This window comes from Collinsella sp. TF06-26, from assembly GCF_002232035.1.
Taxonomy (GTDB): Bacteria; Actinomycetota; Coriobacteriia; order Coriobacteriales; family Coriobacteriaceae; genus Collinsella.
Genome location: NZ_NKXR01000002.1, coordinates 17,968 through 43,954, shown reverse-complemented (window position 1 = coordinate 43,954; position 25,987 = coordinate 17,968). Strand labels below are relative to the sequence as shown.

General features: G+C 60.7%; 22 protein-coding genes and 3 tRNA genes. 12 read left to right on the top strand and 13 right to left on the bottom strand.

All coding sequences use genetic code 11. The features are described from left to right. Positions 1–30: 30 nt before the first annotated feature. Complete coding sequence (locus tag CHY22_RS01840; RefSeq protein WP_089572033.1) at positions 31–1,317, top strand: glutamate-5-semialdehyde dehydrogenase; 1,287 nt, start codon at positions 31–33, stop codon at positions 1,315–1,317. A gap of 70 nt (positions 1,318–1,387) precedes the next feature. Here the strand turns inward: CHY22_RS01840 and CHY22_RS01835 are convergent, their stop codons facing one another. Both CHY22_RS01835 and CHY22_RS01830 read right to left on the bottom strand, forming a co-directional pair. Continuing rightward, positions 1,388–1,987 carry an HD domain-containing protein gene (locus CHY22_RS01835; RefSeq protein WP_089572031.1) on the bottom strand — a complete coding sequence of 200 codons (600 nt, stop codon included), beginning with the start codon at positions 1,985–1,987 and terminating at the stop codon, positions 1,388–1,390. A gap of 117 nt (positions 1,988–2,104) precedes the next feature. Further along, positions 2,105–2,590, bottom strand: a complete 486-nt coding sequence (locus CHY22_RS01830; protein ID WP_089572030.1) for a CarD family transcriptional regulator — start codon at positions 2,588–2,590, stop codon at positions 2,105–2,107. Positions 2,591–2,932: 342 nt separating this feature from the next. Here CHY22_RS01830 and argS point away from each other — a divergent pair, with 342 nt between their 5' ends. From argS to CHY22_RS01810, 4 genes are all read left to right on the top strand, one after another. After that, entirely contained in the window at positions 2,933–4,786 is a 1,854-nt protein-coding gene (argS, locus tag CHY22_RS01825) for an arginine--tRNA ligase (protein WP_089572028.1), read from the top strand. A 660-nt stretch (positions 4,787–5,446) separates the two neighbouring features. Beyond that, on the top strand, positions 5,447–7,888 hold the full coding sequence (gene rho, locus CHY22_RS01820; RefSeq protein ID WP_089572026.1) for a transcription termination factor Rho: 2,442 nt from the start codon (positions 5,447–5,449) through the stop codon (positions 7,886–7,888). Positions 7,889–8,201: 313 nt separating this feature from the next. Further along, positions 8,202–9,602 (top strand): hypothetical protein, encoded by a 1,401-nt coding sequence (locus CHY22_RS01815; RefSeq protein ID WP_055252331.1) that lies wholly within the window; start codon positions 8,202–8,204, stop codon positions 9,600–9,602. A gap of 7 nt (positions 9,603–9,609) precedes the next feature. Beyond that, on the top strand, positions 9,610–10,059 hold the full coding sequence (locus tag CHY22_RS01810) for a VanZ family protein (RefSeq protein WP_089572024.1): 450 nt from the start codon (positions 9,610–9,612) through the stop codon (positions 10,057–10,059). Positions 10,060–10,173: 114 nt separating this feature from the next. Here CHY22_RS01810 and CHY22_RS01805 read toward each other — a convergent pair whose 3' ends face one another. After that, a complete protein-coding gene (locus CHY22_RS01805) occupies positions 10,174–11,061 on the bottom strand; it encodes an ROK family protein (protein WP_089572022.1) in 888 nt (295 codons plus the stop codon). Between the two features lie 137 nt (positions 11,062–11,198). Continuing rightward, complete coding sequence (locus CHY22_RS01800) at positions 11,199–12,380, bottom strand: aminotransferase class I/II-fold pyridoxal phosphate-dependent enzyme (protein WP_089572020.1); 1,182 nt, start codon at positions 12,378–12,380, stop codon at positions 11,199–11,201. Positions 12,381–12,546: 166 nt separating this feature from the next. Here CHY22_RS01800 and CHY22_RS01795 point away from each other — a divergent pair. The 3 genes from CHY22_RS01795 to CHY22_RS01785 all read left to right on the top strand — a co-directional run bounded on the left by CHY22_RS01795 (position 12,547) and on the right by CHY22_RS01785 (position 12,840). Then, positions 12,547–12,623: transfer RNA gene (locus tag CHY22_RS01795), tRNA-His, on the top strand. A 22-nt stretch (positions 12,624–12,645) separates the two neighbouring features. Then, positions 12,646–12,721 (top strand) — tRNA-Lys (locus tag CHY22_RS01790). Between the two features lie 43 nt (positions 12,722–12,764). Further along, positions 12,765–12,840: transfer RNA gene (locus CHY22_RS01785), tRNA-Lys, on the top strand. Positions 12,841–12,923: 83 nt separating this feature from the next. Here CHY22_RS01785 and dinD read toward each other — a convergent pair. The 4 genes from dinD to CHY22_RS01765 form a co-directional block, all read right to left on the bottom strand. Next, positions 12,924–13,784 (bottom strand): DNA damage-inducible protein D, encoded by an 861-nt coding sequence (gene dinD / locus CHY22_RS01780; protein ID WP_089572018.1) that lies wholly within the window; start codon positions 13,782–13,784, stop codon positions 12,924–12,926. 161 nt (positions 13,785–13,945) lie between these two features. Further along, on the bottom strand, positions 13,946–15,472 hold the full coding sequence (locus CHY22_RS01775; protein ID WP_089572016.1) for an FAD-binding protein: 1,527 nt from the start codon (positions 15,470–15,472) through the stop codon (positions 13,946–13,948). Between the two features lie 256 nt (positions 15,473–15,728). Further along, on the bottom strand, positions 15,729–16,733 hold the full coding sequence (locus tag CHY22_RS01770) for a GGGtGRT protein (RefSeq protein ID WP_055252290.1): 1,005 nt from the start codon (positions 16,731–16,733) through the stop codon (positions 15,729–15,731). Between the two features lie 18 nt (positions 16,734–16,751). Then, positions 16,752–17,486: a nitrogen-fixing protein NifU gene (locus tag CHY22_RS01765; RefSeq protein ID WP_006235554.1), complete on the bottom strand. Its 735-nt coding sequence runs from the start codon at positions 17,484–17,486 to the stop codon at positions 16,752–16,754. Positions 17,487–17,889: 403 nt separating this feature from the next. Here CHY22_RS01765 and CHY22_RS01760 point away from each other — a divergent pair, with 403 nt between their 5' ends. Continuing rightward, positions 17,890–18,693 (top strand): transposase, encoded by an 804-nt coding sequence (locus CHY22_RS01760; protein WP_089572015.1) that lies wholly within the window; start codon positions 17,890–17,892, stop codon positions 18,691–18,693. A 654-nt stretch (positions 18,694–19,347) separates the two neighbouring features. Here CHY22_RS01760 and sufU read toward each other — a convergent pair. The 5 genes from sufU to sufC are packed head-to-tail and all read right to left on the bottom strand — an operon-like array spanning position 19,348 to position 24,593. Further along, positions 19,348–19,782, bottom strand: a complete 435-nt coding sequence (gene sufU, locus CHY22_RS01755; protein ID WP_089572013.1) for a Fe-S cluster assembly sulfur transfer protein SufU — start codon at positions 19,780–19,782, stop codon at positions 19,348–19,350. Beyond that, entirely contained in the window at positions 19,775–21,100 is a 1,326-nt protein-coding gene (locus CHY22_RS01750) for a SufS family cysteine desulfurase (protein ID WP_199408726.1), read from the bottom strand. The genes sufU and CHY22_RS01750 overlap by 8 nt, the downstream gene beginning before the upstream one ends. Continuing rightward, positions 21,097–22,368 carry a SufD family Fe-S cluster assembly protein gene (locus CHY22_RS01745; RefSeq protein WP_089572011.1) on the bottom strand — a complete coding sequence of 424 codons (1,272 nt, stop codon included), beginning with the start codon at positions 22,366–22,368 and terminating at the stop codon, positions 21,097–21,099. Before CHY22_RS01745 ends, CHY22_RS01750 begins: the two co-directional genes overlap by 4 nt. Then, entirely contained in the window at positions 22,368–23,780 is a 1,413-nt protein-coding gene (sufB, locus tag CHY22_RS01740) for a Fe-S cluster assembly protein SufB (RefSeq protein ID WP_022094821.1), read from the bottom strand. The genes CHY22_RS01745 and sufB overlap by 1 nt, the downstream gene beginning before the upstream one ends. A gap of 12 nt (positions 23,781–23,792) precedes the next feature. Next, a complete protein-coding gene (gene sufC, locus CHY22_RS01735) occupies positions 23,793–24,593 on the bottom strand; it encodes a Fe-S cluster assembly ATPase SufC (protein WP_089572009.1) in 801 nt (266 codons plus the stop codon). A 224-nt stretch (positions 24,594–24,817) separates the two neighbouring features. On the opposite strand from sufC, the gene CHY22_RS01730 reads away from it, so the two are divergent. Genes CHY22_RS01730 through CHY22_RS01720 form a run of 3 tightly spaced genes read left to right on the top strand, consistent with a single transcriptional unit; the run spans position 24,818 to position 25,951 of the window. Continuing rightward, the gene (locus CHY22_RS01730; RefSeq protein ID WP_089572008.1) at positions 24,818–25,249 is read left to right on the top strand and encodes an Rrf2 family transcriptional regulator; all 432 of its coding nucleotides are present in this window, start codon (positions 24,818–24,820) and stop codon (positions 25,247–25,249) included. An 8-nt stretch (positions 25,250–25,257) separates the two neighbouring features. Then, on the top strand, positions 25,258–25,545 hold the full coding sequence (locus CHY22_RS01725) for a nucleotidyltransferase domain-containing protein (protein WP_089572006.1): 288 nt from the start codon (positions 25,258–25,260) through the stop codon (positions 25,543–25,545). Further along, positions 25,532–25,951, top strand: a complete 420-nt coding sequence (locus tag CHY22_RS01720; RefSeq protein WP_089572004.1) for an HI0074 family nucleotidyltransferase substrate-binding subunit — start codon at positions 25,532–25,534, stop codon at positions 25,949–25,951. Before CHY22_RS01725 ends, CHY22_RS01720 begins: the two co-directional genes overlap by 14 nt. The last annotated feature ends 36 nt before the right edge of the window (positions 25,952–25,987 follow it).

The following is a 25,987-nucleotide window of genomic DNA, read 5'->3' as shown; positions in this document are numbered from 1 at the left end:
GTTGCAAACTTCTAGGAGAAAGGGCCGCCCATGTCGGTCGATATAGCCACGTATGTCCACGATCTTGCCGTTGCCGCTAAGGCAGCGTCGGCCTCGCTTGCCACGGCGAGCGACGAGCAGCGCCAGGAGGCCGTGCGCGCCATGGCCGCAGCACTGCGCAACGGTGTCGACTCCATCGTCGCCGCCAACGAGCTCGATATGTCCGCCGCGCGCGATGCGGGGACCTCGGCGGGGCTCCTCGACCGTCTGCTGCTGACGCCCGAGCGCGTTGAGGGTATGGCCGCCGGCCTGGAGAAGCTCGCCGAGCTGCCCGATCCTGTCGGCCGCGTGCTCGACCACCGCGTGCTCGCAAGCGGCGTGGACCTCACCCGCGTGAGCGTGCCGTTGGGCCTAGTCGCCATGGTGTACGAGGCGCGCCCCAACGTGACGGCCGACGCCGCGGGCATCTGCATCCGCACCGGCAACGCCTGCATTCTGCGCGGCGGCTCGCTGGCCTATCACTCGTGTGCCATGATTGCCGAACTGCTGGCCGATGCGCTCGAGGCCAAGGGCTTCCCGCGCGAGGCCGTGTCGATGATCGAGTCTACCGACCGCGAGGCCACCGGCGAGCTCATGAAGCTCCGCGGCGTCGTCGATGTGCTCATTCCGCGTGGCGGTGCGGGCCTGATCCAGCGCTGCGTGCGCGAGTCGCTCGTTCCGGTGATCGAGACGGGCACGGGTAACTGCCACATCTACGTGCATGAATCCGCCGACTTCGATAAAGCACTCAACATTATCGTCAATGCCAAGACCCAGCGCGTGGGCGTGTGCAATGCTGCCGAGTCGCTGCTGGTTGATCGTGCCGTGGCCGATGCGTTTTTGCCCGCGGTCGTGGCCGTGCTGCATGACCACGGCGTGCTCATTCATGGCGACGAGGCCACGTGCGCCGCATGCGCCGACGCCGGGCTTGCCGAGGGCGATGACTACGTTGCCGCGACTGAGGAGGACTGGGGTCGCGAGTATCTGGCGCTCGAGATGAGCGTGAAGGTCGTGGCGAACGAGGACGAGGCCATCGCGCACATCAACCGCTACGGCACGATGCACTCCGAGGCCATCGTTGCAGAGGACACGGATGCTTGCGAGCGCTTCCTGGACGAGGTCGATGCCTCGGCCGTGTATGCCAACGCCAGCACGCGCTTTACCGACGGCGGCGAGTTTGGCCTGGGCGCCGAGATTGGCATCTCGACCCAAAAGCTCCACGCCCGCGGCCCCTTTGCCGCCGAGGCCCTCACCACCTACAAATACAAGCTCCGCGGCACCGGCCAGGTCCGCCCCTAAACCCCTCGTAAACGAAAACCGCCACAAAGGTGCCTGTCCCCTTTGTGGCGGTTTTAGGTGGCGTGGGCGGTTAGGCCTGGAAGGTATCGCGGTCGGGGGCGAAGGACTGCATGGCCGCTATGGTGCGGTCAAAGAGCTCGGGGAGCTCCCAGCCCAACATCTCGGCGCCCTGCGAAATCACGTCGCGCGAGCAGCCGGCGGCAAAGCGCTTGTCCTTGAACTTCTTCTTGAGCGACTTGGTCGTAAAGTCCATAACGCTCTTGCTCGGGCGCATGATGACTGCAGCGCCGATCAGGCCGGTGAGCTCATCGCAGGCAAACAGGATCTTTTCCATCTGCAGCTCGGGTTTGGGCAGCGAGGTGTTGAAGTCCGACGTGTGCGTCTGGATGGCGCGAATGAGCTCGGGAGACGCACCTTCGCCCTCAAGAATCTCGGCAGCATAGATGGTGTGGTTCATGGGGTCGTCCTCATGCTCCTCCCAATCCAGGTCGTGCAGCAGACCGACGATGCCCCAAAACTCCTCGTTCTCGGGGTCGAACTCGCGCGCAAAGTAGCGCATAGTGCCCTCGACCGTCTCGCCATGGGTGATGTGGAACGGGTCCTTGTTGTGTTCGTTGAGCAGTTCGAACGCGCGGTCGCGGGTGATTCCGGCGGTAAGCGGCTCTGCCATAAGAGACTCCTTGTGCTCGTGGGTATCAATAAGAATGAATACTACTAGAACGACTAGAACGAAAAAACCACCACAAAGGTGCCTGTCCCCTTTGTGGTGGTTTTTGGCGCGGATGGGTTAGTTGAGGGCGGCTTGGGCTAGGCGGGCTTCGGCGGCCTCCTCGGTGACGCCCAATGCCACGGCGAACTCCTCGATGGAGCGGCGCTTGGCTTCCTTGAGTACACGCATATAGTAAGAGCTGGGCTTTTTATCGGCTTCCTCGGCCTGGCGAATGCGGTGCATCATGGTCTTTGCCACGCGGACCGTCTCGGGCGCGCCCAGCTTGAGCTGCTGCTTAAAGTGTGTCTCTTCAAGCGAGCTGTTGCGCTCGGTAAAGGTGTCGCACTCCAGCTCGTCATAGTGGCTCAGCAGATGCTCGGCATCTTGCTGAGAGATGGCGGCATGCAGACGGTCGGCCTGCGCCACGGGGTACATAAGGATCGTCTGCGCATGCCCCTGCTTGGCCTCGAGCAACAACATGGGCTGCGGCGTGTCGTCCCTAAAACCGACGACGGTGCAGACTCCCTGACCCGGATGAATGACGTGTTGACCGATTGAGAACATGCTACCTCCAACTTATACGAATTTACGTATGTCTAGAATAACACGCTGACGTGCGCAAATCCTCACTTTATGCAGGAAAAGCACACAACTCTGATAGGTAAGAGTATTCGATAAAAGACACAGCTCATTCACACCTTTATGCATTTTCAACGCCTGCATAATCTGCAGGCAGACCGGCATCTTTGAGTGACTCCATGCAAGCTGTAGTCATTTTTGTGCATATGCAATATCTATTAGCTTTACCCTGCGACAGTGCCCGTCGCTTGTGATAGAGTGCTACAAACTCTGGCTTTTGCCCTACGAGTGACCAAGAGCTCGGGGGCTTTAACACAAGGAGGATCTATGCCCGAGAAGATTGAAGAGCTGGTACGCGCTGCGCTTGCTGCGGCCCAGGAGGCCGGCGACCTTTCCGCATTTGAACTTGACGATTGCGCTATCGAGCGACCGGCTGACACTTCTCATGGCGAGTGGACCTCTACCATGGCCCTGAAGTCCGCCAAGCTGGCCCACTGCGCCCCGCGCAAGATCGCCGAGGCCATCGTTGCCCATATGCCCGAGGACCCCGCGATCGAGAAGGTCGAGATCGCAGGCCCCGGCTTCATCAACTTCTACCTCTCCGTTGCCGTCAAGAATGCCATCTTTGGCGAGGCTCGCGAGAAGGGCATGGACTTCGCTAAGTCCAACGTCGGTGGTGGCCTGAAGACCCAGGTCGAGTTTGTTTCCGCCAACCCCGTCGGCCCCATGCACATCGGCCACGGCCGCTGGGCCGCGCTGGGCGACTCGCTCTGCCGTGTTATGGACCACGCCGGTTACGACATCCAGCGTGAGTTCTACATCAACGACCACGGCTCTCAGATGAACACCTTCGGCAACTCCATCAGCACGCGCTATATGCAGCTTGCCGACATCATCGCCAAGCAGGGCGTTGATATCGAGGAGGCTCACAAGCTGCTGATCGCCGACCGTGACGCCTTTGTTGCCGACGAGAACGACGAGCACCCCGAGACCCATCCGTATCAGGACAACTTTGCCGAGACCTTGGGCAAGGACTCTTACGGCGGCGACTACATCATCGACGAGGCCGCCGAGTTCTGGCGCACCGACGGCGACAAGTGGGTCGACGCCGATCCGCAGGAGCGTATGGAGAGCTTCCGTGAGCGCGGCTACGTGAAGATGGTCGACAACATGCGCGACCTCTGCCACGCCGTCAACTGCGACTTTGACCGTTGGTACTCCGAGCGCTCGCTGTATGTGAAGGACACCGAGGGCGAGACCGCCGGCACCTCCGCCGTCGACCGCGCTTTTGAGAAGCTCGACAAGATGGGCTACCTCTACACCAAGGACGGCGCCCTGTGGTTCCGCTCCACCGATCTGGGCGACGACAAGGACCGCGTCCTGATCAAGTCCGACGGCGAGTACACCTACTTCGCCTCCGACGTCGCCTATCACTGGGATAAGTTCCAGCGCGTCGACCACGTCATCGACATCTGGGGCGCCGACCACCACGGTTACATCGAGCGCGTCCGCTGCGTCTGCGACGCTCTGGGTTACCCCGGCAAGTTCGAGGTTCTACTGGGCCAGCTCGTCAACCTGCTGCGTAACGGCAAGCCCGTCCGTATGTCCAAGCGCAAGGGCACCATGGTGACCCTTCAGGAGCTCGTCGACGAGGTTGGCTCCGATGCCGCTCGCTACACGCTCATCTCCAAGAGCTCCAACCAGATGGTCGACTTCGACATCGAGGCCGTTAAGAAGCGCGACAACTCCAACCCGGTCTATTACGTGCAGTATGCTCACGCCCGCGTGTGCTCCATCCTGCGCCGTGCCGCCGACGTTACCGCCGAGCAGGCCGACGAGATGGGCATGAAGGCCGTTGCCGCCAAGGCCATCGGTGAGAACGTCGATTACTCGCTGCTGACCGACCCGACCGAGCTCGCCCTTTCGCGCAAGCTCAACGAGCTCACCGACCTGATCGCCAGCTGTGCTCGCGATCGCGCCCCGTTCCGTCTGACCCACTTTGCCGAGGAACTCGCCGGTGACTTCCACAGCTTCTACGCTGCCTGCCAGGTGCTGCCGAGCGAGGGCCGTCCCGTCGACCCCGAGCTTTCGCGTGCCCGTCTGGCCGCTTGCGATGCCGTCCGCGTGACGCTCGCCCTGGTGCTCACCCTCGTTGGCGTTTCCGCGCCCGAGCAGATGTAACCTGCGGGTCATTTGACCGTGTAGGTTTGGTTTAACTGAGGCCTATAAGCCCGATCTCCCACGGAGGTCGGGCTTTTTTCGCAAACGCCGACGTATTGATGAATTTGGAGCTGCTAGAAATACGAAACTATGCCGGTTTACTACGATGAATTGAGGAATTCTAACCACGCCGGCTTTTTGCTAAAAAGTGCAAGGCATCTACCTGCGGTTTTAGTTCAACAAGTTTCGGAGTGGTCGCGGTTGAGCGATTCATCGTAGTAAACCGCCATAGTTTTGGCGGAGGCAGTCAGATTTGTGGGTGGCAAACAAAGAGTGTCCCTTTTGACTAGTCGTTTAAGAACGTCCCCAATGACTAAGTTGCAGGTGGCGGCGGTTGTGTTACACTAACGCTGCGTAGTTGACGCAATCATCTCGATACAGATCAATGATGTCCGTCGTTTTGAACGGAACTAGACTGTTTAGCCGCCCTGAAGGTTTATGCAGGGAGCATGTGATCACAGGGCTTGAAAAGAAAGTTGAGCAAACACTGTGTCTGATCAACAGCAAGAAAACGAAATAACGACGACGCAGGCCGCTCCCGCTGCACCGGTTGCGTCGGACCAGGTCGCGGCGCCCGCGCAAGCCTCGGCTCCTGAGACGCCTAAGGCTGCTTCGACGCCTATGCCTGTAGCGGCTGAGAAGGCCGTGCCTGCAACTGGTGAGGAGGCTGCTCCGGCAAAGCCCAAGCGCACGCGCCGCACGGCCAAGCCTGCCGCTGACGGCGAGGAGGTCACCAAGCCAAAGCGCCGTACCACGCGCACGACGCGCGCCGGGCTCACCGTTGCAGCTGACTCCTCGGCGCCGATTTCCGATGAGGTCGCGCAGGCACGTGCGTTGGCGCAGATTAGCGAGGCTCAGGTGGTGCGCGCCCGCCGTCGTGCTGCCGAGCGCGAGGCCGCGGCTCTGACCGAGCTTGCAGCTCCGTCTGTGCCCGAGACGCCTGCCGCCACCGAGACTCCTGTCGCCGACCAGCCGACCGAGAAGCCGGTACCGCGCACACGCCGTCGCACGGCTGCTAAGGCCGAGCAGGTTGCTGAACAGGTAACCCCCGAGCTCACTGAGGCTTCGGTCCGTTCCGCGGCAGGGGAGGGCACATCGCCTGTTGAGCCCGCTGCGCCTGTCGAGGCCAGCGAAGTTCCCGTTGTCGATCCGGCTTTGCGCCCGCACCGTCGCGGTCGCAAGCCCAAGGCCTTTGTCGAGGCCGAGAAGGCCGCAGCCGCAGCCGCCGCCGCTCGGGATGCTGCGGCGACTGCCAAGTCCTCAACTGCTGCCGATGCACCCGTCCAGGATGCCACGACTTCCGAGGCCGTTTCTGCCGATGCCGAGCCCGCCGACGTCCGTCCCGGTCGCAGCCGTCGCACTGCTGCTAAGCGCACGTCCAAGGCTAAGGCTGCCAAGAAGGGTGCGTCCGAGGATTCCGCCGAGACGACCGCCGATGCATCGACTAATGCCGTCGAGCCCCAGGACGTCGAACAGCCTGCATCCGAGAAGCCCAAGCGCGGTCGCAAGAAGTCCGTTAAGGCCAAGGCCGCCGAGCAGCATGCTGATGTCGAAGCGCAGGTTGATTCTGGCGCCGAGGCCAATGACGCCGCTGCGGCCAATGTTGACACCACCGCAACCGATGGTGCCGCCCCCGCCGAGGGCGAAGACGGCGCTCGCCCCAACCGTCGCCAGCACAAGCGCAACGAGGAGCGCAACGAGCGCAAGGACGAGCGCAACAACGACCGTCGCAACCGCCAGCGCGATCGCAAGCAACGCAACAAGGAGCGTAATGCCGCTCCCACCGAGCCAACGCTTTCGCGCGAGGAGCTTGCGGCCATGAAGGTCGCCGAGCTGCGCGAGAAGGCAAAAGAGTTCGAGATCGAGACGACCGGCAAAAAGAAGGCTGAGCTCGTCGAGGAAATCTACGTCACCGCTGCGAAGGCCGAGGGCTTCCGCGACATCAAGGGCATTCTGCAGATTCGCCCGGACAGCTCCGGCATCATCCACGCCCATGGCTACATGAAGTCCAACGACGACGCCTTCGTGCCCGCCTACCTCATCCGCTCCGCGCGCCTGCGCACGGGCGACGTCATCGAGGGCTCGCTGCGTCCTTCGCGCGGCGGCGACAAGCGCGCCGGCCTCGCCAAAATCACGACCGTCAACGGTCTGGACCCCGAGCAGATTCGCAACCGTCCCAAGTTCGGCGACCTCACCCCGGTCTATCCCAACGAGCCGCTGCGCATGGAGCACGGCAAGGACTCTATTACCGGTCGCGCCATCGACATCGTGTCACCGATCGGCAAGGGCCAGCGCGGCCTGATCGTGTCCCCGCCCAAGGCCGGCAAGACCACGATCCTCAAGAAGATCTGCCAGTCCATCTCGATTAACAACCCCGAGGTGCACCTCATCTGCCTGCTCGTCGACGAGCGCCCCGAAGAGGTCACCGATATGCAGCGTTCTATCAAGGGTGAGGTTGTGGCGTCGACCTTCGATATGCCTGCCGACAACCACACCCGCGTGGCAGAGCTCGTCATCGAGCGCGCCAAGCGCATCGTAGAGCTGGGTGGCGACGTCGTGGTGGTGCTCGACTCCATCACGCGCCTCGCCCGCGCCTACAACTTGGCGGCGCCCGCCTCAGGCCGCATCCTTTCGGGCGGCGTCGATTCGGCGGCATTGTATCCGCCCAAGCGCTTCCTGGGTGCAGCCCGCAATATCGAGAACGGCGGCTCGCTCACCATCCTGGCCTCTGCCCTCATCGACACCGGTTCCAAGATGGACGAGGTCATTTTCGAGGAGTTCAAGGGCACCGGCAACATGGAGCTTAAGCTCGACCGCGACCTGGCCGACCGCCGCATCTTCCCGGCTATCGACCCCGTTGCCTCCGGTACGCGTAACGAGGATCTGTTGGTCGACGAGCAGATGCGTCCGTTTGTCTTTGGTCTGCGTCGCATTCTTGCCGGCATGAACAACACCGAGCGCGCGGCCGCATCGTTTATCAAGGGTCTTAAGGGCACCAACACCAACCAGGAGTTCCTGGTGCGTTCGGCCAAAAAACACAGCGACTACGAGCAGACGTTCTAGGTTGTCATCCACACGCAGCGATAGTCATCAATGCGATAAAGGGTCGGGGCTTTGAGCCTCGGCCCTTTTCTATAGCGCCGCTCCGCGCTTATTATTGACCGTAAGACCGACGAGCAGCAGGTTTCCCGTTTCAATCCGACATCGTCGCTTGCAATCGGCAGGGCGGTTTCGCATAATAGCTTTTAAGCTTCGCGACGGAAAACGCAGATGAAACGAACCATATACCGTTGCTTTGGGGCATAGCCCCGCTTCATCTTCTCTCGCGCAGCCAACTGAATGATGCGATTTGGGTGCTGGAAGATGGGGAGAGCTCATGGCTTCTTCTGATGCAACACAACGAGCAGTCCTTGCCGGACTTTCCTGCGGGATCGGCCTTGCCGCTCCCGTGGTGATGTATGCCGCGACGCTGCCGTTCTCGTCGGTCAACGAGACGGTTGTCGCGGGCGCTGTTCCCTTTGCCGTCGGTGCGGTGGCGGGCGTGGGCATCTATGCCGCCTCGCTGGGTATCTCCGAGTACCGTGCGCAGCGTGAAGAGCGTCTGTTCCAGCCCGATGCCATGGGCGGTGCCGCCAATCTCAATCAGCATCAAAGCGAGTTCAAGACCGCCTCGATTCCAGCTCAGCAGCAGGATGCGACTCCATATGCTGCCGCTTCTGCTTCTCAGGCTCAGTCGGAGCAGTCTACCTCGGCATTCCTTTCCGGCCTGACTGGTGCGTTCCAGCGCCGTCATGCCGATGATGGTGTCCCTACCATCGCTCGAGCCGCAGATGCCATGGACGAGGCCGAGGCTTGGTCCATGATCGACAGTATGCTCGACGACGATTCGCCGGTGAGCTGCGACCCTGCGCGCTCGCGCGACGTCTATCAAGTCGCCATCGACGAGCTCACCAACGGCGGGCAGACCGGCTCCTTCAATCGCGACGACATCGCCGCCGCGGCACGCGCCGTGTCTGGCTCCCAGGCCGCCCCTGCGGGCAGCACGGCGGCTTTTGTGGCACTCGTTGCCAACGCGGCAGCCAATAACGCCTGCAGCGCCACCTCGGCGGACGTGAACGCTTCTGCCGATAATTCGTACGTTGATGAAGCCATGACCGCGGACGAGGAGGCCGTTGCCGCCCGCCGTGCCGCCGAAAGCTCGCTTTGGGGCGCTCCTGCCCAGCAGCAGGCGGCTGAGGCTGCGCCGTACAACGCAAACCTCGCCAGCATGCCTATCATTTTCGGTGCCGCGGACATCGATCTCGATGACCTCGATGAGCCTGCAGCCATCACCGCATCGATTGATGCCCAAGATCGCATCGACACCGGCGACCTTCCGGATGCCTCGCTCGAGGTTGATGTCCCCATGGCCGATTACTCGGGCCACGAGGACATGTGGGCCGCTGCCACCGCGATTCTGGACGAGATCGACGAGCCTGCTCCTGTTGCAGCTCCCGCTCCCGTCGCTGCCCCTCAGCCTGCTGCACCCGCCTATGTCGGCCGTCACAGCGCTGTGTTCCCCGAGGATACCGCCCGTATCTCGCGCGAGGGCATCGAGCGAGCCGAGGCTATTGCCGCCGGCATTATGGAAAATCGTCGTCACGAGCGCGTCAATCAGATCCTCGAGGAAGAGATCGAGCGCCTGCAGTCCTCTACCGCCAAGCGTACGGGCCGTGCCTATCTGAGCGTTATCGAGGGCGGTACCGCCAGCTTCGCGCCGCTCCGCGCGGAGGCATAACTTCTGCATGGTTAAGATCAATCGAAAATGGGCGGTCGTGACCTGCCTGATGGCGCTCTTGATCTGGGGCAATTCGCTGGTTCCCGGCTCGGGGTCGGGTTCGCTGAGCCTAACGGTCATGGAAGCTATCCGCGGTTTCCTGCGCGGCGTGGGACTTCCATATGAATGGGTGACCAACTTTGTTGTTCGTAAGTGCGCGCATTTTACCGAGTATTTGGTGCTCGGCATCCTGGCAACGCACGCCTTTGATTTTGAGGGCCGGCGCACCTTTGACGTGCTGCTGCCCACGGCGGTGTTCCTGCTGCTGATTCCTTCGATCGACGAGACGATTCAGCTCTTTGTGCCGGGACGCGCCGGCATGATCACCGATGTGATGATCGACTGCTGTGGTGCGGCAACGGGCGTTGTGCTCCGATATCTCTTACGGCCGCTGATGCGCGCCAAAAAAGCCGCCTAGGACGTATTGTTTGGTCCTAGGCGGCCTTTTTTATTTGAGGGCTTATATGAGGCGTGGTGGCGTCGTTCCGTAGGTCGGATTTGCCGGGCGCGCCACGCCCTGTGGGTACGTCTGCTACTGAAGCGCCTGAGCGCCCAGGGCCAAGCAGCCCATAATGCCCTGTTTGCCCTCGAGGCTGTTGTTGACGATATAGCTATCAATGTCGGCCATCTCGGGCGTGACGATGTAGCCGTTGAGCATCTCGGCGCACTTCTTGCGCGCGAGCGGCACGATGGGGGTGTGGTCGGCCACGCCGCCACCGATGACGATCTTCTGCGGCGCATAGCACAGGATGAAGGTCATGAGCGCCTGCGCCAGATAGCCGGCGAGCAGATCCATGGCCTCCGGGTCATCGGCCATGTCTCCGGCGCTCTTGCCATCCCAGCGCCTTTTAACGCCGGGGCCGGCGATGAGGCCCTCGAGGCAGTTGTCGTGGAAGGGGCAGGCGCTGTGCTCGCCAATGGTGTCGCGCGGGTCGCGCGTGACCAGGATGTGACCGGCCTCGGGATGCATCATGCCGTGCACGAGCTTACCGCCCGAGAGCACGCCAGCGCCCACACCGGTACCGATGGTCAGATACACCACGTCCGTGAGGCCCTGGGCGCAACCAAAGGTGACCTCGCCCAGGCAGGCGACGTTGACGTCGGTGTCGTAGCCGCAGGGAATATTGAGCTCGTTTTGGATGGTGCCCAGCAGGTCAAAGTAGCGCCATGCCGTTTTGGGCGTCTCCAGGATCTTGCCGTATTGGGGCGAGGCGGGGTTGACTGCGGTGGGGCCAAAGGCGCCGATGCCTAGCGCGGCGATGCCCTTGTTCGCAAACCATGCGTTGACGGCCTCGACGGTCTCCTGCGGGGTCGTGGTCGCGATCTGCTCGCACTCCAGGACCATACCGTCTGCATAGCCCGTGGCGCAGACCATCTTGGTGCCGCCGGCCTCGAGCGCTCCGATAAGCTGCTCTGCCATAGTATTCCTCTCTGGGACGAGTTGCTCCGTGACTAAAGTATAGCGCTCAATAAAATAAATGAGGTCGCTATAAAAAGAAACCTCGTGGCCCAACGGGTTCACGAGGTTTCTATAGTGCCTTTAGTTACTGACCGTCCTTACCCGCGCGGTTCGATTTTATCACGCAGAGACTTGAGGTTCTCCAGTGCCGCGTTAAGCGTCTCGTCTCGTTTGGCAAAGTGGAAACGAATCAGATGGTTGACGGGCTCGCGGAAGAAGCTCGAGCCGGGCACGGCGCCCACGCCCACCTTGGAGGCCAAATCCTCGCAGAAGTCGAGGTCGCTGTTATAGCCAAACTCCGAGATATCCATCATCACATAGTAGGCGCCCTGCGGCACGTTGTGCTCAAGACCGATGCTATCGAGCCCCTGACAGAATAGGTCGCGCTTGGCGGTGTAGAGGTCAAGGACCTCCTGGTAATAGCTGTCGTCGAAGTTGAGGGCGGTGACGACGGCCTCTTGCAGGGGAGCGGCGGCGCCCACGGTGAGGAAGTCGTGAACCTTTTTGATGCGCTCGGTGATTTCGGCAGGAGCGATGGTGTAGCCCAGGCGCCAGCCGGTGATGGAGTAGGTCTTGGATAGCGAGCTGCAGCTGATGGTGCGCTCAAACATGCCGGGCAGCGTGGCCATGTACACGTGCTCGTGGGGCGCGTAGACGATGTGCTCGTAGACCTCGTCGGTGATGCAGTAGGCGTCATACTTTTTGCACAGGTCGGCGATAAGGGTGAGCTCCTCGCGGGTAAAGACCTTGCCGCAGGGGTTGGACGGGTTGCATAGAACGATCGCCTTGGGATCGTTGTCGCGGAAGGCCGCCTCCAGGACCTCACGGTCAAAGTCAAAGGTGGGCGGGTTGAGCGGCACGTAGATAGGCTCCGCACCCGAAAGGATCGTGTCGGCGCCGTAGTTCTCGTAGAATGGCGAGAAGATGACGACCTTGTCGCCGGGGTTCGTGACCGTCATCATGGCGGCCATCATGGCCTCGGTGGAGCCGCAGGTGACCACGATGTTCTCGTTGGGGTTGATCGGCATGCCCATAAAGTGCTCCTGCTTGGCGGCAAGCGCCTCACGCATGGCCTGGGAGCCCCAGGTGATGGAGTACTGGTGATAGAGCGGCTTGGGGTCGCTGGCGATGGCGCTCAGGCTGTTGAGCAGCTGCGCCGGGGGATCGAAGTCGGGGAAGCCCTGCGACAGGTTGACGGCGCCATACTTATTGGAGATGCGCGTCATGCGGCGGATGACCGAATCGGTAAACGTTGCCGTACGGTTGGAGAGTTCTTTCATGCTTGTCCTTTCGAGCATTTGCAGTGGGGCAAGTTTACTCCTATGAAACCGGTGGGAATTGCTCGAAATGGTCTCGAAAAACTCTTTTCAAAATTCTTGAAAATTGGGGCTTGCATCGCGTGGCGTTCCTTGCAATAATAGTCGAGCGCGAAGCGCACAGGACACGGTGGGTGTAGCTCAGTTGGCTAGAGCGACGGGTTGTGGTCCCGTAGGTCGAGGGTTCGAGTCCCTTTACCCACCCCAGTTCTTGCTTCGTGTTGATATCGGGTCGTTAGCTCAGTTGGTAGAGCAGGGGACTCTTAATCCCAAGGTCCAGGGTTCGACCCCCTGACGGCCCACCACACGATATCTCCTCTAAAGTCCGCTACGACGGACTTTAGCTTTGGGTCGTTAGCTCAGTTGGTAGAGCAGGGGACTCTTAATCCCAAGGTCCAGGGTTCGACCCCCTGACGGCCCACCAAAGATTGTTAAGACGGTCAACTTCGGTTGGCTGTCTTTTTTATTAACCTCGCATGAGGCCGAACCCGTAAGGGCACAGACGCTTTACAAGTCGAGCCTGCCCTGGGGGTCGGTGAATCCGTCTGTACCCTCCTTGAGCTTTTTCTCGTCTGCTTTCACGCGACGTTCGAGCTTCTTTGTATCTTCGGCAGGCGGTAGGTTCTCGGGTACAATTCCGCGGTCGATGAGGCTGCCACGCACGCTTGTGTTGTTCTCGACGTGCTCTTGCTTGATCTTGTCCAGACCGTACAGGTCGTGTTCCTCGGCGTTGAAGGCCGTCATCGAGTTCGTAAGGTCCTTTGCTTTGATGAGGACATCGGCTAACCTGTCCGCCAATGCCGCGCTCTTGGGTATGCCGAGCTGCTGCTTCATTTCCGCCGTGCTTCTGCCGCCGAATAACGCTTCATCGCCCTTCGACTTGATGATCGCGAATCCTTTGGAGTCCACGCCGCGTTTGAATGCAATACCCGAGAGCTGTTTCTCTGAATCGGATAGCGAGTGGCGCGCCTGTAAGCGCTGAATCTCTGCGAAGCGCTGCTCTATGAGCTCTTGGCGGCGCGTCTGCACGGCAAAGTATGCTTGGGCGAGTGCAATCTCTGGCTTGTTTGAATCTCCGTTCTGGGCGATTAAATAGCATGCATAGCGCGTAAGCTTGTAGTCTTTAACCGCACGAGCGGCGACACCGGCAGTTACCATTTTCGTGGTGTCACGAAAATGGGAATCAACTGGAGTTTTATTTGTTTCGCACGAGACTTTTGCCCTCTTAACAACTTCGGCGAAGTTCTCCCATCGAGTGTATCCCATGGGTTCCATTAAATCGCGTGCGAGCCAATACTCAACGCCGTCTTCCACATTGGCGTAGCTATCAAGTTTGACACGCCACTTCTCGATATCTCTACTGTCCATATCTCCTCCTCGCTGGTCTATTGTCTATGCAGGCTTTGCACGCTCTGTATTCGGAATAAGGATACGCTGCCGTGCGGACACGAATGGGCCCCGTGCCACTTCGAGCTCACGGGGCCCATAGATATCGATTAGTTGTGTTCTGCTTTAGATAGGTGTCCAGTTTAATTCGCTCGATAGTGCGAGCCCAGGCTTTCGGTTCGGTTGCGCATGGCTTTGACCATTTCCTGTGCTAGTTGAATCTGCGACTGTATGCGGGCGAGCGCAGCGATTTCGCTGTCGTTGGCATGCGGCTTATTTAGAGCTGTGGCATCATCTTGAATGTTTTCAAGCTCGTGTAGTGCCTCGGATAGGCCTGTTTCGGTCCTGTTGATCATGCAATAGGTGCTCATCGTGTGCCTTAGGCTGTGTGTCAGGCGTTCGGCATCTGTTGCGGCTATGCCGTACTGGGGGAGGGCGATATCCGCCTTCAGGGCTGTCTCGGGCTCTTTCTGTGCTGCTTGGGCTGCCGATGCGCCTGCGATGCGCCCGAACACGATGCCGTTGGCGCTTGACAAGCCACCAATGCGGTCGGCGCCGTGCATGCCGCCTGTCGCCTCGCCGCAAGCGTAGAGGCCCTCAACGCCCGTTTGCGCGGTCTTATCGATCTTGATGCCGCCGTTAGCGGCGTGGGCATACATCGCAACGCGCATCTCGTCAGTCGGGGCGATGCCGTGCTCGTCTTGCAGCCAGGTGGCAAAGGTCTGCACAAACTCTGGGACATCCTCGCGGGGGAAGTCGTAGTGGAGTGCCAGGCCTTCGACACCTGCCTGATCGATGACGAGATCGATGGCGCTGGAAGCCAGGCGCGAAGTGAAGGGACCGTATCCGGAGCGTTGCTCAAGCAGGTCGTCCAGCTTGTCGTCGGCAATATCTACCGGCTGGTCTACATGTACGCAGCGCCAGGTTTTCTCGTTGAAGACCAGGTTGCGCTTGGGCTCGATGAAACCGGGCATCATCTGCATGAACTCTATATTAGTAAGTGTTGCGCCGTGCGCCAGCGCGATGGCCTGCGAGGAGCTGAGCACATCAGCCGACGTAAGGCTGCGCTCGAACAGGCCGCCTGTGCCACCGGTTGCGATGATCGTGGCCTTGGCAGCAAAGGGCACGATTCGATTTTCGGTGAGGTCGTAGAGCACGGTTCCGGTTATTCTACCGTTCGTGTCCTCAACAAGGTCGATAAGCTCATGGCGGGGGAGCAGGCGAATGCCGAGTGACTCGATTCGGGTCGTCAGAGCGTCCTCAAGGGGCTTGCGGGTGAGGCCGCGCCACATGCGCGTCTTGTGGTCAAAGCAGGGGATAAACTGCTTTTGCTGGGCGCTCTCGGCATTTTGTGGGCGTTGAAGTTCAACACCCAGATCCCGTTCGAGCCATGTAATTGCCTGGGGAATGCCGCGGACAAACGTCTGGACAAGCTCGGGGTCGGCGACGCCGCCACCAACGGTCTGGATGGTGTCGATGAGGTCTTGTTCGTCGTCTTCGTTAACGGGTCCGATAAGCCCCAGGCCCCAGGTTCCGGGGAAGAAGCTCGATCCACTCATAGTCTTGCCGGCGCTTGCCACAGTGACGGTTGCACCCGTGCGTGCCGCTTCGATGGCGGCGCAAAGTCCCGCAATGCCAGATCCAATTACCAGTACATCAGTCGATTCCATCGGATTCCTTTCTCGTCCGGCGCATTGTCGCACGGGTGATCGGCAATGGGGCCGCAAAGACTCGGCAAATCGGTAAAGGGCACATATGGCAGGTGGGCGTCATGGGCGTTCTGATGCTCCATTTCATCACATCTCGTATATCGCCCCAACTGATATATTGGCGTTAGCCACCCTGCAGCAGCGCAAACAAAAAGAGCCGCTACCTCGAAAGGTAGCGGCTCCAAAGCTCAACTATATGAGCATCGCGCGGGCGCGATTAGGCCTTGAGGGCCTCCTCGACGGCGACAGCGCAGGCGACGGTGGCACCGACCATGGGGTTGTTGCCCATGCCGATGAGACCCATCATGTCGACGTGCGCAGGCACGGAGGAAGAACCGGCGAACTGGGCGTCGGAGTGCATGCGACCCATGGTGTCGGTCATGCCGTAAGAGGCAGGGCCGGCGCCCATGTTGTCCGGGTGCAGGGTACGGCCAGTGCCGCCACCAGAAGCGACGGAGAAGTACTTCTTGCCAGCCTCGAGGCGCTCCTTCTTGTAGGTGCCAGCGACGGGGTGCTGGAAGCGCGTGGGGTTGGTGGAGTTACCGGTGATCGAGATGTCGACGTTCTCGTGCCACATGATGGCAACGCCCTCGCGGACGTCGTCGGAGCCGTAGCAGTTAACGGCAGCGCGGGGACCATCGGAGTAGGGGATGGTCTCGACGACCTTGAGCTCGCCCGTGTAGTAGTCGAACTGGGTCTTCACGTAGGTGAAGCCGTTGATGCGGGCGATGATCTGAGCAGCGTCCTTGCCCAGACCGTTGAGGATGACGCGCAGCGGCTTCTTGCGAGCCTTGTTGGCGTTCAGAGCCAGGCCGATAGCACCCTCAGCGGCAGCGAAGGACTCGTGGCCAGCCAGGAAGGCGAAGCACTCGGTGTCGTCGGAGAGCAGCATAGCGCCCAGGTTGCCGTGGCCCAGACCGACCTTGCGGTCCTCGGCGACGGAGCCGGGAACGGTGAAGGCCTGGATGCCCTCGCCGATGATGGCGGCAGCCTCAGAAGCGGTCTTGGCGCCACGCTTGACAGCGAGAGCGCAACCGAGGGTGTAGGCCCACTCGGCGTTCTGGAAGGCGATGGACTGGGTGTTGTTGACGATCTCACGCGGGTTGAAGCCCTTGTCGGTGCAGATCTGCAGAGCTTCCTCGAGGGAGGCGATGCCGTTGTCGGCGAGGCACTTGTTGATCTTGTCAGCGCGGCGCTCGTAACCTTCGAACGTAACAGTCATAGTTATTTCCCTCCCTTTCTACTCGTGAACCGGGAACACGCTGGCGACGGAGTGAGTCTCCTCGTCGGTGCGCGGGTCGATGTACTTGGCAGCGTTCTCCCACTGACCATAGTGGCCCATAGCGCCAGCGATGGCCTCCTCGGGGGTCTTGCCGGCCTTGACGGCGTCGGTGAACTTGCCGAGGTTCAGGAACTCGAATGCGATGATCTCGTTCTTGTCGTTGAGAGCCATGCGGGTGACGTAGCCCTGAGCGAGCTCAAGGTAACGAGCGCCCTTGGCCTTGGTGCCGAACATGGTGCCGACCTGAGAGCGAAGGCCCTTGCCGAGGTCGTCGAGGGAGGCGCCCACGGGCAGGCCGCCCTCGGAGAACGCGGTCTGGCTGCGGCCGTAAACGATCTGCAGGAAGATCTCGCGCATAGCAACGTTGATGGCGTCGCAGACGAGGTCGGTGTTGAGGGCCTCGAGGATGGTCTTACCGGGAAGGATCTCGGAAGCCATGGCGGCAGAGTGGGTCATGCCCGAGCAGCCGATGGTCTCAACGAGGGCTTCCTCGATGATGCCGTCCTTGACGTTCAGCGTGAGCTTGCAGGCGCCCTGCTGAGGTGCGCACCAACCCACACCGTGCGTAAGACCGGAGATGTCGGAAATCTCCTTAGCCTGGACCCACTTGCCCTCCTCGGGGATGGGTGCGGGGCCGTGGTATGCACCCTTGGCAACGGGGCACATGTTCTCCACTTCCTGTGAGTACTGCATGCCTCTCCTCTCTATCGTGTTGGCGTCCCGTCTGGGGGTCGTGGCTGGCGATTGCCGGGCGACCCTTCGAAAGGGACATGACATGCAGCCCCTATAATACCGCGAAATGCACGGAATATTCGGCGAACGGCTCAGTTTTCGTAGCGAGAAGTCCGGAAGTTTTAATTGAAACGGTTTAACTATATGTTCTGTGGTCGCGAACTTCCGTAGAGGGGGTTCGTCTTTGGCAAGCTTTTGGTCAGCTCTTGTATGCGTTGCGGGGTCTGACCTGTTGCAACGGTGCCGTTCGCCGCCCGTTTACTGCCTTTGGCCGCGCGAGTGTATTGTTTTGCGTGAATGTTTTGATGGCACGCTTCAATCGTGCTGTATTGGATGGCAATCAGATCCCGGCGAAGGGAGCGCCATGCAGCGCGTTTGGAGAACGGTTACCGGCTTTTACCATGTCTGTGCCCGCGGTGTGGGCAAGCAGCTCATCTTTGAGGGCGATGAAGACCGGTGGGAGTTTTTGGAGCTGATGCGCAACTGCTGCCGCGAGGCCCAGGTGACGATTGTGGCGTGGTGTCTCATGAGCGACTGCGTGGATCTGGTGCTTTTGGATTACGAGGACAAAATGAGCGCAGCCATGCAGCGGCTGCTGTTGACGTATGCTCGTCGGTTCAATAAGCGCACTGGGCGCTCGGGCTGCCTATTTCGTGAACGTTTTGAGCGCCGCTCGCTCGATATCGACTCGCAGGTGATGGAGGCTGTTCGCTCTGTACACGCTGATCCGCAGGAGGCTGGCTTCAGCTTAATCGAGCGTTATGTGTGGAGCAGCTTTGTCGAGTATCTACGGGCCTATGACAACGATATGACGAGGGGATTTTCCGACCCGTCTTGCGTGCTTGAGCTTTTTGGTTCTGCCAAGGCCTTTATTGCCTATTCGCTTTCGACGCCCGATGCCTGCGAGCCTGCGATGCCCGATCTGGAAGAGACGGAGTGGGAGCGGCACGCCTTTGCCGAAAAGCTGGCGAAGGGTCTCGGGGTTCCGCTCCACGAGGTTAAAGCCGCATCGTCGGCGCAGCGCAATATCGTTATTCTTGGATTGCATGATGCCGGATTTACGGTGCGTCAGATTGAGCGGTATACGGGGATTGGCAAAAGTACCGCTGCGCGCATCGTGCGCGCTCGTGCGCCAGCGGCGGTGCTGACTGGTGGAAACGTGGTGTAGGGTCGCCTGTGCACCGCAGCCGGGGTCGCCCATTCGCCACAACTATTGTTCTAAAAGCTTGGTACGGTAACTGCGCATCTAGATTTGCATAGAACGGTCGCCTTCATGCATATAATAACGGCTTAGTTAGGTTTAGCCTGTGCCTACCCCCGTCTACTCCGTGCAAAAAGCGGAGTATTCAGCATCGTGGTACTGTCGGCACCGTCGCAATCTTGAAACATACGGGCTCCGAAGCGATTTGTGCCTACCGATGATCCTCCGAAGCTCATGTTTGCGCCCCCTGAGACCTCGATGCTTGTTCTAAATCGCAATATAAAGGCGACTTGAGATGTTGATTAACACTTCCGATGCGTATACACACAGCTTGGCGTGCTGAATACTCGCAAAAATGCACGCCGCACCCTAGGGGACCCGTCTGTGGCAGACGCAAAGCGAACCGGAGTCCAGCGGGGCAGGATATGGGACGTTGCGTGGAGTGTCCGTGGCCCTGCCGCAAGCCATTGGTGCTGTGGAGAACATCCGTGTTCGCGGTTGGCCGTGCGTTTAATGACAGGCGGGGCGCCGGACGCGTGGACTGTGTGTGCTCGTTATAAAAAGCCGAGCCGCCCGTATCGGGCGGCTCGGCCATCAAAAAGCTTGGATTTGGGACATCCGCTACTGGTTAGCTTTGCCCTCGAGCATGCCGCCGAGGGTGCGCCAGGCGAGTTCGGCGCACTTGACGCGGGCGGGCATGTGCGAGATGTCCTGGAGCTGGGCGGCTTCGTCCAGGTCTTCCAGGTCCTCATCGGAGAGCTGCTCGCCGCGAATCATGGCGAGGAATAGCCCTGCCAGTCGGCGTGCTTCCTCGACCGTCTCGCCGGTAATGAGGTCGGCCATGATGTCGGCGCTGGCCTGGCTGATGGCGCAGCCGTGGCCGGTAAAGGAGGCCTCCTCGATCACGTTGTTCTCGACGCGCAGCTGCAAGGTGAGCTCGTCGCCGCAGCTGGGGTTGATGCCGTCGTGCTCGTGCGTGGGGGCATCCATCTCGTACTTATAGTCGGGGTGTGAGTTGTGCTCCATGAACGTGGTGGAGGTGTAAAGGTTACCCATTGAACGTACTCCAAACGTGATGCAGACCGGCGATGAACTTGTCGATGTCGGCCTTGTCGTTGTAGAAGGCTACGCTGGCGCGGCAGCAGGCGAGGTTCTCGACGCCCAGCCAGGTGAGCAGTGGCTGTGCACAGTGGTGACCGGCGCGGATGCAGACGCCGTCCATGTCCATGATGCTCGCGACATCGTGCGGGTGGATGCCCTTGACATTAAAGCTCACGACGCCGTGATGGTTGTCCCAGTAGATGGAGCCGATGATCTGGACAAAGTCGAGCTGCATGAGCTCGCCCATCAGGTAGTGGACGAGTGCCTGCTCGCGTGCCTGGATGTTTTCATAGCCAACCGTGTTGACGAGGTAGTCGAGGGCGGCGCCTGTGGCGAAGATGCCGGCGGCGTTCTGCGTGCCGGCCTCGAACTTCTCGGGGACGGGCGCCCAGACGGCGTCCTGCTCGGTGACCGAATCGATCATTTCGCCACCGGTAAGCATGGGCGGCATGGCGTTGAGCAGGTCCATCTTGCTCCACAGCACGCCGATACCCATGGGGCCCATGGCCTTGTGCGCGCTAAAGGCAAAGAAGTCGGCGCCCAGATCGGCCACGTCGACCGGCATGTGCGGCAGCGACTGCGCGCCGTCGACGACCAGATAGCCGCCATACTTGTGCACGAGCTTGCCGAGGTTCTTGACCGGGTTCTCGACGCCTAGCACGTTGGAGACCTGACCCACGGCCAGAATCTTGGTCTTGGGGCCAACCTTGGCCAGAACCTCCTCGGTTGTGAGCTGGCCGGTCTTGGTGGGGTAGAGGTAGACGAGTTTGGCGCCGGTCTCGCGGCAGACCTGCTGCCACGGGATCAGGTTGGAATGGTGCTCCATGATGGTGATGACGACCTCGTCGCCGGGCTCGAGCACCGTGGGTGCAAAGCTCTTGGCGACCAGGTTGAGCGACTCGCTCGTGTTGCGGGTGAAGACGACTTCGTTGGCCTGGGCAGCGCCGATGAGGTCGGCGATCTGCTGGCGGACCTTGGCGATGGCGTCGGTGGCCTCGACAGACAGCGAGTACAGGCCACGCAGGGGGTTGGCGTTCATGCGCTGGTAGAAGTCGCGCTCGGCGTCGAGCACGCAGGCGGGGCGCTGTGCGGTGGCAGCGCTATCGAGGAAGGCGATCTCGGGATGCTGCTGGAACAGCGGGAACTGCGCCTTGTAAGGGTTGGTCTCGATGTCGACGGTGGGCCAGCCGCGCGAAGCCTCGTCGCTGGCGTCGAGCTCCATGGGCTCGGGGGCGGTGCAGGTATCGCATTTAACGTGCTCGGTATCGATCATGCGAGCTCCTCTTCAAAGTTATCGATCAGGTTGTTGCCCAGGCGGACGACGGCGGCGCGGGTGTGCTCATCGGTGGCGGAAAGCGCGGCGTCCTCCAGCTTGGCGCGGATGAACAGGTCCTCGGCGGCGTTTTGGTCGAGGCCGCGGCAGGCGAGGTAGAACAGCTGCTCGTCGCGGACGTGACCGATCGTGGCGCCGTGGTTGCCGGCGACGTCATCCTCGTCGCAGAGGATGACGGGGACGGTCTTGTTGTCGACGCCCTTGTTGGCCAGCAACACGGTTTCGCGTTCGGTGCCGGTTGCGCCCTTGCAGCCGTGCACGAGGTCGATGGTGCCGCGGTAGACCTTCTTGGACGTGCCGGTCAGCACGCCGTTGGCGTCGATCTCGCACTCGGTCTTGCGGCCGCGATGGCGCAGCTCGTAGTTAAAGTCGCGCACCTGTTCGCGGGCACCCAGGTAATCGGTGTCGATCGTCACCTTGGCGGTGTCGCCCAGCAGGTCGCCGGCAAGGCCGGTGGCGCTGGCACCGGCACCCAGGACGGTGTGCTGCACGTTGACGCGTGCGCCCTCGTCCAGGAACAGGCCGGTGTCGTCGAGTGCGATCCAGCTGTCGTCGAGCGTCTGCGTGCAGGTCACGTTGACGGTGGCGTACTCGTGGGCGCACACGCGCAGCGCAGAACCCACGACGCCCTCGCCGGCAACGGGGGAGTCCAGGGCGATCTGCAGGTCGAGCGTCGACTGCGGATGGGCGACGACGTCGATGGTGGCAATCGCAGCCGCTGCGTCGACGCCACTCACGCGCACGGTAACCGTGGCGTGCTGGTATGCGGGCACATCGATGACGATGCGCTTGGTGGTGTGGTCGGCCAGGTAGGTGTAGGCGGCTTCGCCCATGCCGGTCTCGAAGGCCTCGGCAGGGGAGAGCTCTTCCTCGAGCTTGATGGCGCCGGCCTGGTAGACAGAGGTGGCGGGCACGTCGAGCTCGGTCTCGGGCGTGATGCGGGCGCGGTCGGCGGCGTCGCCGGGGGCAGCGGCGCGGCGCTCGGGGAAGCGCTCGACCATGGCTTCCATGGCGGCGTCAAAGGCGTCGGCGGCACCGGAGAACTGCTCGTCCAAGCCCTCGACCTCAACGGCCCCGGCGGGAGCGGTGACAAGCTCGTCGGAAAGCTCGAGCTTGGTCTGGTTCATCTTGAGCCAGCCCCAAGTGGCAGCAGGCATCGCATTAACCTGCTCGAGCGTGGTAGCAGCGGTGTTGGTTTCCTGTTTCATTATCCGATCGCTCCTTCCATCTCGAGCTTGATCAGGTTGTTCATCTCGACGGCGTACTCCAGCGGCAGCTCTTTGGAGACCGGGTTGGCAAAGCCGTTGACGATCATGGTGCGGGCCTCTTCCTCCGAGATGCCGCGGCTCATCAGGTAGAACACCTTGTCGTCGCCGATGCGGCCGATGGTGGCCTCGTGGCCGATATCGACGTTCTTGGCGCGGATGTCCATGGCGGGGATGGTGTCGGAGCGGCTCTGGTCGTCGAGCATCAGCGACTGGCAGCTCACGGTTGCCTTGGAGCCCTCGGCCTTGGGCGTGGCCACGATGGAGCTGCGGAACGTCTGGATGCCGCCGCTCTTGGAGATGCCCTTGGTCTCGACGGTCGCCGAGGTCTCGGGCGCGTTGAGCACGACCTTGCAGCCGGTGTCGAGGTTCTGGCCGGCGCCGGCAAAAGTGATGCCGGTAAAGCTCGAGCGGGCGCGGCGGCCATTGAGCACGCTCATGGGGTACAGGTAGCCCACGTGGCTGCCGAAGGAGCCGCTGATCCACTCGATGTCGCCGTCCTCGTCCACGCGCGCACGCTTGGTGTTGAGGTTGTACATGTTCTTGGACCAGTTCTCGATGGTCGAGTAGCGCAGGTGTGCGCGCTTGCCCACAAAGAGCTCCACGGCGCCGGCGTGGAGGTTGGCCACGTTGTACTTGGGCGCGGAGCAGCCCTCGATAAAGTGCAGGTCGGCATCGTCTTCGACGATGATGAGCGTGTGCTCAAACTGGCCGGCGCCCTTGGCGTTGAGGCGGAAGTAGCTCTGCAGCGGGAAGTCGAGCTTGGTGCCCTTGGGCACGTAGACAAACGAGCCGCCCGACCACACGGCACCGTGCAGGGCCGCAAACTTGTGGTCGGTGGGCGGGATGAGCGTCATAAACTTCTCGTGGATGAGCGGTTCCCACTGTGGATCGTGCAGGGCTTCTTCAATACCGGAGTAGACGATGCCCATCTTGGACGCCGTGTCCTGCATGTTGTGGTAGACGAGCTCGGAGTCGTACTGCGCGCCGACGCCTGCCAGGTAGCTGCGCTCAGCCTCGGGAATGCCCAAGCGCTCAAAGGTGTTCTTGATGTCGTCGGGCACCGACTCCCAGTCGTGCTTTTGGTCGGTGTTGGGTTTGACGTAGGTGACGATGTTGTCCATGTCCAGGCCCTCGATGGAGGGGCCCCACGTCGGATCGGGGAAGCGGTTGAAGATCTCGAGGGACTTTAGGCGCAGGTCGAGCATCCATTGCGGCTCGTCCTTCTTGGCGCTGATCTCGCGCACGATGTCGGGCGTGATGCCGGCGTCGAGGCGCTCGAATCCCTCCTCGCCATAGGTGAAGTCGTAGAGGCTGCGGTCGATGTCCGCGACCTCGGTGCGGTTCTTGGTCATTGCGTCGCCCCTTTACGCCTGCTGCTCGGCAGCGGCGGCCTCGGCCTGGGCGCGCTGCTCGGCGGCCTCGCGCTCGAAGGTCTCAAAGCCGTTCTTGTCGATCCAGGGGATCAGCGAGGCGTCGTCCTCGCGCACGATGTGGCCCTTGACCATAACGTGGACGCGATCGACATCCAGGTGTTCCAGGATGCGCGTGTTGTGCGTGATGATGAGCATGGAGCCGTCGCAGCTCTTGCGGTAGGCGTCCATGCCGTGGCTGACGGTGGACAGGGCGTCGACGTCCAGGCCCGAGTCGGTCTCGTCCAGGATGGCGAGCTTGGGCTGCAGCAGCAGAAGCTGGAGCATCTCGACCTTCTTCTTCTCGCCGCCCGAGAAGCCCACGCCCAGCTCGCGGTTGAGGTAGGCGGTGTCCATATTGAGCTCGGCCGCGAGCTCCTTGACGCGACGACGGAACTCCTTGCCCTTCATCTCCAGGCCGGGGCGGCCGGCGATGCTGGCGCGCAAAAAGCTCGACAGCGGTACGCCCGGGATCTCGACCGGGGCCTGGAAGCTCAGGAACAAGCCGGCGCGCGAACGCTTGTCGGTGGTGAGCTCGGTGATGTCCTGGCCGTCAAAGACGATGCGGCCGTCCTGCACGGTATAGACGGGGTCGCCCATGACCAAGTGGCCGAGGGTGGACTTGCCGGCGCCGTTGGGTCCCATCAGCACATGGGTCTCGCCGGCGGCGACTTGCAGGTTGACGTTGTGGAGGATGGTCTTCTCGTCCACGGAGGCGGTCAGACCTTCGATGGAAAGCAGCGGATTTGCGCTCATGCTGTCCCTCTCTGTATATGGTGTACTCATAGGTGTACTAAACCCTAGGAATCTTCTCGGAATAAAGTTACTATGGGTTCGGCGTTAGTCAAGGGAAAACCCGACTAATCCACTCGACTTTTCAAATTCTGGGACAAAATAACCTGTTGTGTTTGTCCCACTTACTTAAGATTTGGGACAAACAAACTTGGTTATGTTGTCCCAGATGCAATGGGAGGGTAGGTATGCTCATTTCTTCCAAGGGCCGCTATGCCCTCCGGCTGATGATCTATATCGCGGCGCTGGGCGACGCCGAGGGCAAGATTGCCCTGCGCGAGGTCGCCGACCGCGAACATATCTCGCAAAAGTATTTGGAGCAGCTGGTTCGTCCGCTTATGAAGGCGGGCCTGCTTAAGAGCGTGCGCGGCAAGGGCGGCGGCTACATGATGGCCAAGGATCCCTCCGAGGTGCGTGCTGGCGACATCCTGCGCGCCGTCGAGGGCAGCACGGCTCCGGTGGCGTGCGATGGCATCGACAACAGCTGCGCCCGCAGCGATCTTTGCTCGACCGTCAAATTCTGGCGCGGTCTGGACGACGTGATCGAAAAGTACGTCGACGGCGTGACGTTGGCCGACCTTGCTGCCGTCCCCGAGATCAACTTCGACATTAAGCTGTAGGGCTGCAAATGACATCTCTCGACAAGGTGTATAAGCAAATTGAAGTTTTTGCTCGGGAATGTGACGCCGAGAAGGTTGTGCTGTTTGGTTCCCGCGCTCGAGGTGACAACTTGCCTAAGAGCGATATTGACATCGCCGTAGCAGGTTGCCGGGATTTCGGCCGGTTGTCATATTTGATCGAGGAGCGTCTTGATACTCTTTTAGATGTAGATGTCGTCAATCTCGACGAGTCCTTATCGCGTCAATTGCTCGATGAAATTGCCAGGGATGGTGTGATTCTGTATGAAAAAATATGAGAACTTTGTCAGCGCCTTGGCGAATCTTGAGGATGCGCCCAATCAGGATCTCAACAATGATTTTGTTCAGAGTGGTTTGATTAATAAGTTCAATCTTCAATTTGAACTGAGCTGGAAGCTCCTTAAGCGTCTGCTCGAGTATGAGGGCGCCACGCTTGCCGCGTCGGGGTCTCCTCGTGCCATCTTGAAGGAGTCCTACCGATTCTACGACTTTATTGATGAGGCGGCCTGGCTAGATATGCTCAAAGACCGCAATACGAACGTCCATATCTATGACAACAAGCTCGCTCAAGATTTGATTCAGCGCATCTTGAACGTATATATTCCCGCTTTTTGTCAGTTGAGGGACGGGCTGATGGAGCGATACGGCGAGCTTCTGATGGCGCCCGACGACCAGTTTGTTTAATTCCTTAAGATTTCGCGGAGGGTTGTTGCCGTTTAC

Bases quoted from the DNA above. Each gene is read 5' to 3' on its own strand.
- CHY22_RS01840 (WP_089572033.1), top strand. From the start codon at position 31: ATGTCGGTCGATATAGCCACGTATGTCCACGATCTTGCCGTTGCCGCT.
- CHY22_RS01835 (WP_089572031.1), bottom strand. From the start codon at position 1,987: ATGGCAGAGCCGCTTACCGCCGGAATCACCCGCGACCGCGCGTTCGAA.
- CHY22_RS01830 (WP_089572030.1), bottom strand. From the start codon at position 2,590: ATGTTCTCAATCGGTCAACACGTCATTCATCCGGGTCAGGGAGTCTGC.
- argS (WP_089572028.1), top strand. From the start codon at position 2,933: ATGCCCGAGAAGATTGAAGAGCTGGTACGCGCTGCGCTTGCTGCGGCC.
- rho (WP_089572026.1), top strand. From the start codon at position 5,447: ATGCCTGTAGCGGCTGAGAAGGCCGTGCCTGCAACTGGTGAGGAGGCT.
- CHY22_RS01815 (WP_055252331.1), top strand. From the start codon at position 8,202: ATGGCTTCTTCTGATGCAACACAACGAGCAGTCCTTGCCGGACTTTCC.
- CHY22_RS01810 (WP_089572024.1), top strand. From the start codon at position 9,610: ATGGTTAAGATCAATCGAAAATGGGCGGTCGTGACCTGCCTGATGGCG.
- CHY22_RS01805 (WP_089572022.1), bottom strand. From the start codon at position 11,061: ATGGCAGAGCAGCTTATCGGAGCGCTCGAGGCCGGCGGCACCAAGATG.
- CHY22_RS01800 (WP_089572020.1), bottom strand. From the start codon at position 12,380: ATGAAAGAACTCTCCAACCGTACGGCAACGTTTACCGATTCGGTCATC.
- dinD (WP_089572018.1), bottom strand. From the start codon at position 13,784: ATGGACAGTAGAGATATCGAGAAGTGGCGTGTCAAACTTGATAGCTAC.
- CHY22_RS01775 (WP_089572016.1), bottom strand. From the start codon at position 15,472: ATGGAATCGACTGATGTACTGGTAATTGGATCTGGCATTGCGGGACTT.
- CHY22_RS01770 (WP_055252290.1), bottom strand. From the start codon at position 16,733: ATGACTGTTACGTTCGAAGGTTACGAGCGCCGCGCTGACAAGATCAAC.
- CHY22_RS01765 (WP_006235554.1), bottom strand. From the start codon at position 17,486: ATGCAGTACTCACAGGAAGTGGAGAACATGTGCCCCGTTGCCAAGGGT.
- CHY22_RS01760 (WP_089572015.1), top strand. From the start codon at position 17,890: ATGCAGCGCGTTTGGAGAACGGTTACCGGCTTTTACCATGTCTGTGCC.
- sufU (WP_089572013.1), bottom strand. From the start codon at position 19,782: ATGGGTAACCTTTACACCTCCACCACGTTCATGGAGCACAACTCACAC.
- CHY22_RS01750 (WP_199408726.1), bottom strand. From the start codon at position 21,100: ATGATCGATACCGAGCACGTTAAATGCGATACCTGCACCGCCCCCGAG.
- CHY22_RS01745 (WP_089572011.1), bottom strand. From the start codon at position 22,368: ATGAAACAGGAAACCAACACCGCTGCTACCACGCTCGAGCAGGTTAAT.
- sufB (WP_022094821.1), bottom strand. From the start codon at position 23,780: ATGACCAAGAACCGCACCGAGGTCGCGGACATCGACCGCAGCCTCTAC.
- sufC (WP_089572009.1), bottom strand. From the start codon at position 24,593: ATGAGCGCAAATCCGCTGCTTTCCATCGAAGGTCTGACCGCCTCCGTG.
- CHY22_RS01730 (WP_089572008.1), top strand. From the start codon at position 24,818: ATGCTCATTTCTTCCAAGGGCCGCTATGCCCTCCGGCTGATGATCTAT.
- CHY22_RS01725 (WP_089572006.1), top strand. From the start codon at position 25,258: ATGACATCTCTCGACAAGGTGTATAAGCAAATTGAAGTTTTTGCTCGG.
- CHY22_RS01720 (WP_089572004.1), top strand. From the start codon at position 25,532: ATGAAAAAATATGAGAACTTTGTCAGCGCCTTGGCGAATCTTGAGGAT.